Genomic DNA, 12,937 nt, shown 5'->3' on the forward strand with positions numbered 1-12,937 from the left:
ATGAGATTTATTTTTATGGGAACGCCAGATTTTTCAGTTCCTATTTTAGATAAATTAAATAATCTTGGTGAAGTTGCTCTAGTTGTTTCTCAAGAAGATAAGAGAAAGGGAAGGGGCAAAAAACTCACAAAAACTCCAGTAAAGATTAAGGCTGAAAATTTAGGACTAGAAATTTTTCAACCTGCTGATGTAAATTCAAAGGATTCTATAAATAAATTAAAAGAAGTTGATGCTGATATTATTGTAGTTGTTGCTTATGGACAAATATTATCTAGAGAAATAATTGATCTTCCAAAAAAATATATTGTAAATGTTCACGCATCAATCCTTCCAGAGTTAAGGGGAGCTGCCCCAATTAACCGAGCAATTATGGAAGGACACAAAAAAACTGGAGTTAGCCTTATGAAAGTAGAAGAATGTCTTGACTCTGGCGCAGTTTCATCTGTAAAAGAAATTGAAATAAAAAATATGAATGCTGGAGAATTGGAAGATAAACTTTCACTAATGGGTGCAGATCTTTTGGAAGAATTTATTAATGAAGTTGAAGAAAATAAAGTTAAATTTACTGAACAAGATGATTCAAAAAAACTTATGCAAATAAAATTTTGAAAAAGGATTTGATTTTAGATTTTAAGGACAATTCAAAAAATATTGTAAATAAAATAAAAGGGCTTAGTCCACACTATGGTGCAAAATTTAATTATGAGGACAAAGTTTATAAAATTTTTGATGCAGAAGAAATTAAAAGTTCAGCGATTGAAGTTCCAGGAACAATTTTAAATTCAGATGAGAAATTAATTATCAAGACAAAGGATGGAGCAATTTCAGTAAAAGTTATACAAGCACCTGGCAAAAAAGCCATGGGAATTGATGATTTCCTCAGAGGAAATAAAATTGAAGAAAATTATGTGATTGGAGGAAAATGATGTTTCCATATTTTTATATTTATGATTATAGCTATTTAGTTTATATTTTACCTGGACTTATTTTAGCATTTTACGCACAGGCAAAGATAAGTTCTGCTTATGAAAAATATAATAAAATTGGATCTTCCACAAATCTAAGTGGAGCAGAAGTTGCGAGAGAAATTTTAGATAGAAATGGACTAAATTATGTAAAAATAAATTTAGTTGATGGAAAACTTTCGGATCACTATGACCCAAGGGATAAAACTCTAAATCTATCTCGAGATGTTTATTACAAAAATTCTATTGCATCAGTTTCCATTGCTGCTCACGAAGTAGGCCATGCAATTCAAGATTCAGTTGAATATGTACCTTTAAGAATTAGAGGTGCTTTAGTTCCTCTTGCAAATTTGGGAACTCAAGTAAGTTTCTTTTTAATAATACTCGGATTCTTCTTTTCAGTTTTTTTTACAAAACTTGGAGTTGCATTATTTTTCTTTGCAGTTTTATTTCAAATAGTTACGCTTCCTGTGGAATTTAACGCATCAAATAGAGCAAAAAAAGAACTTGCAAAGGGAATTATAACTGAAGAAGATTTGACAGGGACTAAGGAAGTTTTAAATGCAGCAGCACTTACTTATGTTGCATCGACAATAGTTGCAATAGGACAATTTTTGAGACTACTTAGCATATTTGGAAGAAGAGATTAATGAAAAATACTAGGGAAAAAGCATTACAAATAATTAACGATGTCCTCTACAAGGGGGCATTTTTAGAAGAAAGTCTAGAAATTCTTAAAAAATCAAATATTGATGATAGGGACTACAATTTTATAAAAGAAATAACAACTGGAGTAATTAGGAATAGATCTTATTTAGATTACGTAGTGAAAATAAACTCTAAAGTAAAGATTAATAAAATTCATAAAATCATTTTAACTATTCTAGAGATGGCAATTTATCAAATGTATTTTTTGGATAAAGTTCCAGATTATTCAATTGTCGATGAGTCGGTAAATCTTGCAAAAATTTATGGGAATAGAGGCTCAATTTCTTTCACAAATGGAATCTTAAGAAGTATTTCAAAAAAAGAAGCACCACAAGTTAAAATTGAAGATAGCATTGAAAATTTATCTACTTTTTATTCTCATCAAAAGTTCTATACAGAATATTTTTATAAAAACTATGGAGAGAATTTTACAAAAAAACTTTTAAAAGCAAATAATGAAAAACCTCCCTTTACCATTAGAGTAAATACTCTTAAGACTAATAAAAAGGACTTAATGAAAAATTTAAAGGATTTAGGCTTTGAAATAAGAGAGACAACTTATGAGAATGCTTTAAACATTTTAAACCCAAAGGGAATAATTGATACAGAATTTTTTAAAAAGGGACAATTTTATGTGCAAGATCTTGGATCAATTTTGGTTTCAACCTTTTTAAATCCAAAGGAAGAGAGCAAAGTTCTGGATTTATGTGCAGCACCAGGGGGCAAGACAACTCATCTTTCTGAAATTATGAATAACACTGGTGAGATCATTGCCTGTGATAAATCAAAGGGAAAAATAAAATTAATAGAAGAAAATGCCGAGAGACTTGGTGCAAAAAATATTAAAACAATGGTTAATGATGCCAGAGTTTTAAATGAAAGTTTCCTAAATAAATTTGACTATGTCTTAGTTGATGCACCTTGTTCTGGTACAGGATTATACAGGAAAAAACCTGATATAAAGTGGAATAAGAGCATAGAAGACATAAGGGAACTTTCAAAAATTCAAATAGAAATTTTAGAAAAAGCAAAAAATTATGTAAAAGATAAGGGAAAAATTTTATATTCAACTTGCTCTCTTTCAAAAATTGAAAATGAAGATGTAATAAATGAATTTTTAAAAAGCAATAAAAATTTTAAAATAAAAAATTTAAGAGATAAAGAAATACTAAAATTATTTCCATCAATAGATGGTACGGACGGTTTTTCTATAACTCTTTTAGAAAAGATTGGACTGTGATTAGACAGTCCTTTTATTTTATTAAATTTTTTAAATTCATTTTTATTTGTCAGAGTCTAATGGTATAATGAGTAAATGAATAGGTGATTTAATGGAATTAAATTCTATGTATGAAGATGAATTGCGCGGTTTTTTTGAAAATAAAGGTGAGAAGCCTTTTAGAGGATCTCAACTCTTTATTTTTTTCCATGACAAAAAGAGATATGATATAGAAAATTCAAATCTTTCCGATAGGGCAATTTCCATAATAAAAAACGAAGAAATAAATAAAGTGAAAATTTTTAAAAGTTTCGATTCAAAATTAGATGAGACAAAAAAATTTATCTTTAAACTAAAAGACGAAAACTTAATAGAAGGTGTCCTCATGGAGTACAAACACGGTTATTCTCAGTGCATATCAACTCAAGTAGGTTGTAGAATGGGTTGCGATTTTTGTGCCTCTACAAAATCTGGTCTTGTGAGAAATCTTACAGCTGCAGAAATGTTAAGTGAGGTCTATGAAATTGAAAATAGATTAAATATTAAGGTTTCTAATTTTATCTTAATGGGAAGTGGTGAACCCCTTGATAATTTTCAAGAAGTGATGAGATTTATAAAACTTCTTCACGATGAAAGGGGACACAACACAAGTTATAGAAATATAACAATATCAACTTGCGGAATAGCAGATAAAATTTATGAATTAGCAGATTATAACTTACCTATAAATCTTGCGATTAGTCTTCATCAGACAAATGATTTTGATAGGTCAGTCCTTATGCCAATTAACAGAAAATTTAATTTAGCGGAATTGAAAAAATCTTTAAAATATTATGTCAATAAGACAAATAATAGAATTACCTTTGAATACACTTTAATTAAAAATCAAAATGATGGTAAAAAAATATTGAAGAGCTTTATAATTTTGCCAAAAATTTAAAATGCCATATTAATTTAATACCATTAAATCCAATTGATGAATTTGACGAAAAAAGACCTTCCAAATTAGAAATAAATGAATTTAAAGATAAGCTTGAAAAAATAGGATTTAATGTGACTATAAGAAGAGAGCTTGGAAGGGACATCAGCGCTTCATGTGGACAACTTAGGCGCAAAGTTGAGGTGAAATAAATGATTGTTGTATCAGCAACAAATGTAGGCAATTACAGAAAAAATAACGAAGACAGTTATTTTGTAAATGAATCAAAAAATTTATATATATTGGCTGATGGAATGGGAGGACATCTTGCTGGCGAAAGAGCATCTAAGATGGCAACTGAAATAATTGCTTCTGATTTTGAAAAGGCAGAGGAAGTTAATAAGATTGAAGATGCTATTGAAATTTTGTCTTCTTCAATTAGAGATGCTAATAGAGAAATATTTAATAGTTCTGAAAAAAATGAGGATTACAGAGGTATGGGTACAACAGTATCTGCTGGTATCATTTTAGGAGATTTTTTAATTTATTCAAATGTTGGCGATTCAAGAATTTATAAAATAAATAAAGATATAGAGCAAATTACAAGAGATGATTCCTTTGTAAATTACTTAAAGGAGATTGGAGAAATCACTGAAGAAGAGGCAAAAAATCATCCAAAGAAAAATGTGCTTACAAAAGCCGTTGGAACAATAGCTGATTTAGATGTACATGTAAACACTTTAAAGATCGAAGAAGGGGACATATTTTTATTTTGTTCAGACGGACTTACAAATATGATTCCTGATGAAGAAATTTTCAAAATAATAAAAGAAAACACTCCTGAAGTTGCAAAGGATAAACTTTTGGCTCTCGCTTTAAAAAATGGCGGCATGGATAATATTACATTTATTTTAGTATTTAATGAGTAGGTGCACAATGATAAATAAAATTTTAGCAAATAGATATGAAATATTAGAAAAAATTGGAACAGGCGGAATGGGCAATGTATTCAAAGCTCATGATAAAAAGCTTGATAGAATTGTTGCCATAAAGGTTTTAAAATTAGAATATAACGAAGACAATAATTTTATTAGAAAATTCAAGAGAGAGTCCCTTGCAGCTGCAAGTATTTCTCATCCTAATATTGTAAGTATTTATGATGTAGGAACTGAAAAAGTTGAAGACAAAGAAGTTCATTACATTGTAATGGAATATATTGATGGTAAAACTCTAAAAGATTTGATAAATGATGAGGGCAGGCTTTCTGAAAAAAGGGCATTAAATTACTGCATTCAAATTGCAGAGGCTTTAAAGGTTGCTCACTCAAAACATATTGTCCATAGAGATATTAAGTCACAAAATATCATGGTTACTCGTGATGATCGAATTAAAGTTACAGATTTTGGAATTGCAAGAGTTGCGGATAATACAACTGTTACAGCGACTAATGCAGTAATGGGTTCAGTTCATTATTTTTCACCAGAACAAGCAAGAGGAGCAAAGGTAGATAATAGATCGGATATATATTCTTTGGGTATTGTTCTTTTTGAAATGCTTACAGGAAGACTTCCTTTTGATGCAGATAATCCTGTGTCCGTTGCACTTATGCAAGTTCAATCACAAATGCCAAAGCCTTCAGATTTTATTAAGAGTATAGATCCATCTGTTGATGCACTTGTTATTAAAATGACTGAAAAAGATCCTAAAGATAGATATAAAGATGTCTTCGAACTAATTAAAGATATTAAGGATTATACAATTGGAGCAAAAACTTTCTCAGTTAAAAGAGAATACCAAGAGGATGATAGAAGGGTCGTTACTCCAACAGTTAATAGAAGACCAAAAAGAAATCATTCCAATAATATGGATATAGAACGACAAAAGCCAAAAAAAGTTGTTAAAAAGAAAAAATCGGCTGCTCCAGCCATACTTGGAATTTTTTCTGCAATAGTTATTATAGCTCTATTGATTTATGTCGTTCCAAAGGCTATGAAAGGTATGAAGAATAGCGATGTAGTTGAAAAGATTGCCGTAGAAAATTATATTGGAAAAACAAGGGATGAGGCTAAGGAGCTAATAGAAGCTCAAGGTTTGGTTTTAGATGTTAATACCGTAGAAAATGAAAATGAACCTGATGGCGTTGTACTTGGTCAAAAGCCAGAAAAGGGAACTTCCGTTGATAAGGGCTCAACTGTTACTCTAGAAATTAATGAACTCCCTGATTCTGTTCCAGTTCCACCACTAAAGGGATTAAGCAAAAAAGATGCACAAAAAGTTTTAGAAGAAAATTCTCTAAAACTTGGTTCTGTTGAAGAAGAGTTTAATGAAGATGTTGAGGAAGGTAAGGTAATTTATTCAAATCCAGATGGCGGTTATTCTGTTAAAAGAGGAACTGCTGTAAAAGTTATAATATCTAAGGGTGTTGACAAGACTCCAGTCGTATTAAGTGACTACAAGGGAATGGAACAAGATGTTGTTGTAAATCAATTAAAGAGTTTAGGATTTACTGTTGTAATTGAAAATGGAAATAGCAATAGCGTTGGCGAAGGACAAGTTTATGACATGGATCCAAAGCCAAATACAAGTGTGGAAAAGGGCTCTACTGTTACTATTTACATCTCAAAGGGGTCAAAGGTTGACGAAGAAGTAAATGAGGACAACGAAAGCAATCAAAATGAAGATAATTTCAATAAAGTAAATCATGTAAAGGTAAGGGTTCCAGATGATGGTGCTACTCACAATGTTTCAGCTGAAAGAGTAAAAGACGGCAATGGAAATAAAATTGGAGCAACTTCTGTTTGGGATTACAATGTTGATAGTGGACAAGTTAGTAATGTAGAGTTAATTGGTCCTGGTGAATACAATATATACGTAGATGGAAATCTAGTGAAGACTGAGAAAATAAAATAATGATTGGAAAAATTATTAAGCTAACAGGTGGCTTCTATTATATAAAATCTGGAGATAAAATTTTTGAAACTAGAGCTAGAGGAAATTTTAGACATTCAAAAGTAACACCTATTGTTGGTGATGATGTAGAATTTAAATATGAAGAAAAAACTCTGGGATATATTGAAAAAGTATATCCCAGAAAAAATATGCTCACAAGACCAAAGGTTAGCAATGTTGATTTAGCTTTAATTGTTATACCAGTAATGGATCCAAAGTATAATCTAGTAATAATAGATAAAACCATTGTACAAGCTGAGCATGAAGGAATTGATGTTGCCGTTGTAGTAAATAAATCAGATTTAGATAAGGAAAGCGCAAAAGAACTTACGAAAATTTATAAAAATTCAGGATTTGATACTTTTATGATTTCTGATAAGGATGACAGCATTAAACTATTGAGAGAATATCTTCATGGAAAGACTGTTGCCCTTTGCGGCGTAAGTGGTGCTGGTAAATCTACTATTACTTCAAGAATTTTGGATAAAGATGTGGAAATTGGAAAAGTTTCTGAAAAAACCAAGAGAGGCAAACACACCACTAGGCACACAGAAATACTTTACAATAAAGATATTTATATTTTTGATACTCCTGGATTTTCTTCATTAAGTTTAAAAATTGGCGAAGATAATTTAAAAAATTATTTTCGAGAATTTAAAAAATTTACAAGTTGTAAATTTAACAATTGCAATCACATTAAGGAGCCAAAATGTGCTATTAAAGATGCAGTTGATAGTGGCGAAATAGAAAAATCAAGATACGAAAATTATTTATACATTTACAATGAATTAAAAGAAAAAGGAGAATACTAATGATTTCACCTTCATTACTTTCAGCAGATTTTACAAATTTAGAAAAGGAATTTAAAATTTTGAATGAAGAAAAAGTTGACTTCATTCACTTAGATATTATGGACGGAAATTATGTACCTAATATTTCCTATGGTCCAGGAATTGTAAAAAGTCTTAGACATCTAACTGAAATACCCTTTGATACACATCTAATGATTGAAAGACCAGAAAATTTTATTGAAGAATTTGTAAAAGCTGGATCGGATATTATTACAATTCATCCCATGACAACAAAACATCTTGATAGAACTCTTTCTCTAATTAAAAGTTATGGAAAAAAGACAGGACTTGCATTAAATCCTGGAGATAGTCTTGATGTTTTAAATTACAACTTAGAAAAATTAGATTTAGTATTAATTATGAGTGTAAATCCTGGATTTGGGGGACAAAAGTTTATTCCATCTGTTTTAAGGAAAATTAGAGAAGTAAAAAAATTAATTGAGGAGAGAAATTTAGATACATTAATTGAAGTCGATGGTGGAGTTAAACTAGATAATGCAAAGGAAGTTCTCGATGCAGGAGCAGATATTTTAGTTGCCGGATCTGCAATTTTTAAAAAAGACAAGACTCGTGAAAATATAAAAGCTTTTAAGGAATTATAATGAAAAAAGCACTTTTAATTTCAGGAGGAAGACAGGTTTCAAGGGAATTAATAGAAAAATATAGTGATAGATTTATTTTAGTTGCCGACGGAGGAGCAAAACTTTTAAAAAAGTACGAACTTGACGCAGATCTTCTTCTTGGAGATTTAGATTCAATTGATGAAGAGTCTTTATATTATGTAAAAAAACATAATATAAAGATAAAAAAATTTCCTAAAAAAAAAGATTTTACAGACACAGCACTTTGTTTAGATTATCTTTTTGATGAAGGCTATGATGATATAATAATATTGGGAGCATTGGGAACGAGACTTGATCACGAGCTTGCAAATCTATCTTATCTTAAAAAGGCATATAGATGTGGGGTTTCTGCAAAAATCATTGATAATTATAACGAAATCACCTATGCTGAAGAAGGAGAATATGAATTTTATAAATCAGATAAAAAATATTTTTCATTAATAAATGCTGGTGATAAAATGAACTTTACAACTAAGGGACTTTATTATGAGGTAAAGAATTTAGAAGTTAACTCTGAGAATCCAAGTAGAGCTGTTAGCAATGAAATAGTGGCTGATAAGGCAATTATAAAAATAAACTATGGAGCTGCTTTTATAATTCAGTCTAGGGACTAATTTTAAATATTAATTAGAAATAAGGATGAACAAAAAAAACCAGCGGTGAAACTGGTTTTTTTATGTTAATAATCTATTTCTCTAATTTATAGTACATTTTATAATGTTTTATTGAACCATATTTTCTCTTTAGATAAGTTATTTTTCTACTAAAGCTGAAATCTTTTTTGTTGTTAATTGTAAATTCGTAGCCATTTTTTAAAAGTTCATCAATAATTTTGTGATATTTTTTGTCAGTATACTCCTTTAACAATTTAGGGTGGGCATTCATCCAAATTTTTGAAGTTTCCTTGTGGTAATAAACTTCTTCCTCAAATCCTAAATCTAAAAGGTCTCTAATGTAAAAATCCAAAACATTAACGCCACCAGCAGCCATAAAGTAATGACTTTGGGGAAGTCTCAAGTTCATCTCAAAGGCCTTATAAGTATTGTCTCTTGGATCATATTTTAAATCTATATTTGAATAGCCAGTATAGTTGATGGATTCAAGCTTTTCTTTGTAAAATTTAAAAAGTTCAGGCATATATTTTGTATAGATTGCATCGTTATTTCCAATTCTAAGGGGAAGAGGGTCTGCAAGAAGAATTTGTCCATAGACCATCATGCGTACCTTGCCAAATTTGTCACAATACACATTAAAGGATGCTTGGTTTGATGCGGGTCCAGGGATGTATTCTTGCACAAGCATTGTGCCTTCATAGTGATTGTCATCGTAAATAGTTTCTACAACAGATTTAAGCTCATCGTAGCTATAAATAGTGTAGACTTTATATTTATTAGGAAAGGATAATTTTACATAGGAAATTGAATCGTTGGGTTTAAGTATTAGAGGAAATTGTAAGTCCAATTTTTCGATTTCCTTGGAATTATTTATAATTGCAAATTTTGGATAAGGTATGCCTAATTCTTCACAAGAATTGTAGAAATCAATTTTATTTTCCAATCTTTCATTTAATTCTGTAGAAGGTGTGTTAAATTTATAGTACTCTTTAATTTTTTCCTTATTGTTTGAAAGAAGTTTTGAATATTCATCTCCGCAAGGAATAGTTATTAAAGTGGCATCTTTATTTTCTTCCGCAAATTTTATCATCTCATTTACAAAAACATCATCATTAGAAAAGTTATTTATAATTTTTCTATCTAAAATTTTTGAGTTATTTGTGGCAGGGAGTGCCCTTTGACAAAATATAGTTGAGATCAAATCATAGTTGTCATTTAATATTCTAGCAATTCCATAGGCATTTTCATCGGATCCAAGAATTACAAATTTGACATTTAATTTTTTTAGTATATCTTTAGAAATGTTTTTCATATTTCTCCTTATAAATTAAAATTTAACATTATCTTACATTATACACTAGAGCAAAGTATTTTTTAACCTTTATCAATAAATGCATTATCTTTATCTTTCCAATAAGATACTATTTTTTTAATTTTATCCTCTGTTACAATTTTTTCATTAGATTCCTTTAGTTTTTTATCAATTTTTGAAATTACTGAAAGTTTGTCAGCACACCACTTTGGCTCAAAAAGTTTAGATTTTGGCGGATCACCAGTAATTCTGTGAACTACAGTTTTTTCGTCAATATTTTTTAGTGCAAAAATAACTATATCAATATATTCTTCCCTTGTTAATATTTTAAAACTTTTATTTTTATAAAGCTTATAGATTGGCGAGTCCTTTAAAATATATAAATTGTGAAATTTAACTCCAAAGGGAGATACATTTTTTATGTAATCAATAGTATTTACAAAATCAATATAATCTTCAAAGGGAAGACCAAAAATTGCGTGAATTAAAAATAATAAATTTGCATCTTTGAGTTTACTAATAGTATCATCAAAAAATTTATGAGAGTAACCTCGATTAATTAATTTAATAGTATTTTCATTCACACTTTGCATTCCAAGTTCAAGCCAAAGTGTTTTTTTATGAGAAATTTCCTCAAGATATTTTATCTTTTCTTTGTCAAGACAATCGCATCTAGTTGCAATAGATATGGCAGAAATGTCATTGCGACTTGCAACTGGATCGTAAATTTTTCTTAAATCATTTAATGAACCATAAGTGTTTGTAAAATTTTGAAAGTAAGCAATATAGTTTTTTGCTTTCCACTTTTTTTCTAAAAATATTTTTTGAGACTCAATTTGCCTAGATATAGAGTAATTTTTTGAGGCAGCAAACTCACCGCTGCCCTCGTCAGAGCAAAAAACACAGCCAATATTTGATAAAGTGCCGTCTCTATTTGGACAAGAAAAACCACCGTCTAGAGAGAGTTTTACGCTCTTTCCAGAAAAATATTTGCGAAAAAAATCGTTAAAAGATAAAAATCTTCTCATTTAATCACCTAATTCATTATATATTCTTTTAAAAATTATTTCCATGGGTTTGAAATTAGAAAAAATACTATATAATATAATAAGAATTGGAGTTTTTTATGGATTTAAAGTTTAAAAATTATTTAATTTTAGCAGAAGAGTTCTTATTAGAAGGCGATAGCGATAAGGCGGAAAATTTGTTACTTAAATCTCTTAAATTTACTAACGATGAAGATGCAGATGAGAGGATTTCTGTTTATTTTGAACTAGCTGATATATATCTCAAGGAAGAAAATTATGCTAGGGCAAAGTTTTATTTTGAAAAAATTTTGAGCATAAAGAAAATGGCAGGTGCTTTTTATGGGCTTGCAATAACAAATGACTTTATAGATGGAGATATAAATTATTCAATAAAAAATTATAAAAGGGCAATTGAACTAGATGATGATTATGATAGAGCGCACTATTACCTTGCCCATGCCTACGATAAAATTGGAAAAACTAATCTTGCCATAGAGGAATTTAAAAAAGTTCTTGCCATTGATGAATACGACTTTGTAACTTATAATGATTTAGGTTCAATTTATGAAATAGAAAATAAAAATGATTTAGCAGAAAAATTTGTGAAAAAATCTCTTGAGATAAAAGCGGATTATGGAAGAGCACTATATAACATGGGAGTACTCTCAAAAAGAAGGGCGACAACAAATTGGCTTTAAAATATTATTACGAAGCTATTGGAAAATTTGAAGATCCTTTTTTATTTTTAAATATGTCCGCAGTATATATTGAAGAAAAAGATTATAAATCTGCTATAAATATTTTAGATAGGGGATTAATGGATTTTCCAAATTCAGTGAACCTACATTATAATAAGGCTTGCTCCTTCTCTTTACTTGGAGATGTTAAAAGAGCAAAGGAAGAAATTATAAAGGCAATAAAAATAAACGGCGATGCCTATACATGGGCAAAAACCGATGTCGATTTATGTGAAATTGTAAAGGAGTTAAAATGATTATTATTAAAACAGAAGACGAAATAAAAAAAATGCAAGTTGCAGGAAAAGTATTATCTGATGTACATCATAAACTTAGAGATCTTATAAAACCAGGCGTAAAAACTATTGAGATAGATAGATTTGTAGAAAATTATTTAAGGGAAAGAGGAGCTTATCCTGAACAAAAGGGATATGAAGGCTATCCTTATTCAATTTGTGCATCTGTAAATGATGAAATTTGCCATGGATTTCCATCAGAATATGAATTAAAAAATGGCGATATAATCACTGTTGATATGGTTGTAAATGTTGACGGATGGCTAGCTGATTCGGCATGGTCTTATGAAGTTGGAGAAGTTTCTCCTGAAGCAAAAAAATTACTACAAGTTACTCGTGAATCTATGTACAAGGGAATTGAAAAGGCTGTAATAGGAAATAGACTTGGCGATATAGCAGCGGCAGTTCAAAAACATGCAGAAGAAAATGGATACTCTGTTGTAAGAGAATTTGTAGGTCATGGAATTGGTCAAGAAATGCACGAAGACCCTCAAGTTCTTCACTATGGAAAGCCTGGTCGTGGATTAAGATTACAAGAGGGGATGGTATTTACAATTGAGCCAATGATTAATATGGGGAAAAAGGAACTTACAATAGATGACAATGGTTGGACAGCAAGAACTAAGGACGGCTCTCTTTCTGCACAATATGAGCACCAAATTGCAATTACAAAGGATGGACCAATAATAATTACTGACCAAGGCGATTGTTGATAA

At 29.9% G+C, this 12,937-nt stretch carries 15 protein-coding genes; 13 read left to right on the plus strand and 2 right to left on the minus strand.

Going from position 1 to position 12,937, the window contains the following annotated elements; all coding sequences use genetic code 11:
• From BIV18_RS00335 to BIV18_RS00375, 10 genes are all read left to right on the plus strand, one after another.
• Window positions 1–609: a methionyl-tRNA formyltransferase gene (locus tag BIV18_RS00335; protein ID WP_235860741.1), complete on the plus strand. Its 609-nt coding sequence runs from the start codon at window positions 1–3 to the stop codon at window positions 607–609.
• A complete protein-coding gene (locus BIV18_RS10835) occupies window positions 606–926 on the plus strand; it encodes a DNA-3-methyladenine glycosylase (RefSeq protein ID WP_235860742.1) in 321 nt (106 codons plus the stop codon). The genes BIV18_RS00335 and BIV18_RS10835 overlap by 4 nt, the downstream gene beginning before the upstream one ends.
• Window positions 923–1,615, plus strand: coding sequence for a zinc metallopeptidase (locus tag BIV18_RS00340; protein ID WP_075658629.1), 693 nt, complete (start codon window positions 923–925; stop codon window positions 1,613–1,615). Before BIV18_RS10835 ends, BIV18_RS00340 begins: the two co-directional genes overlap by 4 nt.
• Window positions 1,615–2,913, plus strand: coding sequence for a 16S rRNA (cytosine(967)-C(5))-methyltransferase RsmB (rsmB, locus tag BIV18_RS00345; protein WP_075658631.1), 1,299 nt, complete (start codon window positions 1,615–1,617; stop codon window positions 2,911–2,913). The genes BIV18_RS00340 and rsmB overlap by 1 nt, the downstream gene beginning before the upstream one ends.
• Window positions 2,914–3,004: 91 nt before the next feature.
• Window positions 3,005–3,832 (plus strand): 23S rRNA (adenine(2503)-C(2))-methyltransferase RlmN, encoded by an 828-nt coding sequence (rlmN, locus tag BIV18_RS00350; RefSeq protein WP_328585298.1) that lies wholly within the window; start codon window positions 3,005–3,007, stop codon window positions 3,830–3,832.
• Window positions 3,833–4,023: 191 nt separating this feature from the next.
• Window positions 4,024–4,740, plus strand: a complete 717-nt coding sequence (locus tag BIV18_RS00355) for a Stp1/IreP family PP2C-type Ser/Thr phosphatase (protein ID WP_075658633.1) — start codon at window positions 4,024–4,026, stop codon at window positions 4,738–4,740.
• 7 nt (window positions 4,741–4,747) lie between these two features.
• Entirely contained in the window at window positions 4,748–6,721 is a 1,974-nt protein-coding gene (gene pknB / locus BIV18_RS00360; RefSeq protein ID WP_075658635.1) for a Stk1 family PASTA domain-containing Ser/Thr kinase, read from the plus strand.
• Window positions 6,721–7,572: a ribosome small subunit-dependent GTPase A gene (gene rsgA, locus BIV18_RS00365; protein ID WP_075658637.1), complete on the plus strand. Its 852-nt coding sequence runs from the start codon at window positions 6,721–6,723 to the stop codon at window positions 7,570–7,572. The genes pknB and rsgA overlap by 1 nt, the downstream gene beginning before the upstream one ends.
• Window positions 7,572–8,213, plus strand: coding sequence for a ribulose-phosphate 3-epimerase (gene rpe, locus BIV18_RS00370; RefSeq protein WP_075658639.1), 642 nt, complete (start codon window positions 7,572–7,574; stop codon window positions 8,211–8,213). The genes rsgA and rpe overlap by 1 nt, the downstream gene beginning before the upstream one ends.
• Complete coding sequence (locus BIV18_RS00375) at window positions 8,213–8,848, plus strand: thiamine diphosphokinase (RefSeq protein ID WP_075658641.1); 636 nt, start codon at window positions 8,213–8,215, stop codon at window positions 8,846–8,848. Before rpe ends, BIV18_RS00375 begins: the two co-directional genes overlap by 1 nt.
• Before the next feature lie 73 nt (window positions 8,849–8,921).
• On the opposite strand, the gene BIV18_RS00380 is transcribed toward BIV18_RS00375, so the two are convergent.
• Window positions 8,922–10,160 carry a carboxylate--amine ligase gene (locus BIV18_RS00380; RefSeq protein ID WP_075658643.1) on the minus strand — a complete coding sequence of 413 codons (1,239 nt, stop codon included), beginning with the start codon at window positions 10,158–10,160 and terminating at the stop codon, window positions 8,922–8,924.
• A 62-nt stretch (window positions 10,161–10,222) separates the two neighbouring features.
• Window positions 10,223–11,188, minus strand: a complete 966-nt coding sequence (mnmL, locus tag BIV18_RS00385) for a tRNA modification radical SAM protein MnmL/YtqA (RefSeq protein WP_075658645.1) — start codon at window positions 11,186–11,188, stop codon at window positions 10,223–10,225.
• Between the two features lie 98 nt (window positions 11,189–11,286).
• Between mnmL and BIV18_RS00390 the strand changes: the two genes are divergently transcribed.
• The 3 genes from BIV18_RS00390 to map are packed head-to-tail and all read left to right on the plus strand — an operon-like array spanning window position 11,287 to window position 12,934.
• Window positions 11,287–11,886, plus strand: a complete 600-nt coding sequence (locus BIV18_RS00390) for a tetratricopeptide repeat protein (protein ID WP_235860743.1) — start codon at window positions 11,287–11,289, stop codon at window positions 11,884–11,886.
• Window positions 11,877–12,182 (plus strand): tetratricopeptide repeat protein, encoded by a 306-nt coding sequence (locus BIV18_RS10840; RefSeq protein ID WP_235860744.1) that lies wholly within the window; start codon window positions 11,877–11,879, stop codon window positions 12,180–12,182. Before BIV18_RS00390 ends, BIV18_RS10840 begins: the two co-directional genes overlap by 10 nt.
• Window positions 12,179–12,934 carry a type I methionyl aminopeptidase gene (gene map / locus BIV18_RS00395; protein WP_075658647.1) on the plus strand — a complete coding sequence of 252 codons (756 nt, stop codon included), beginning with the start codon at window positions 12,179–12,181 and terminating at the stop codon, window positions 12,932–12,934. Before BIV18_RS10840 ends, map begins: the two co-directional genes overlap by 4 nt.
• Window positions 12,935–12,937: the final 3 nt, after the last annotated feature.

Source organism: Peptoniphilus grossensis (assembly GCF_001940285.1).
In the GTDB taxonomy this organism is placed as follows: domain Bacteria; phylum Bacillota; class Clostridia; order Tissierellales; family Peptoniphilaceae; genus Peptoniphilus_A; species Peptoniphilus_A faecalis.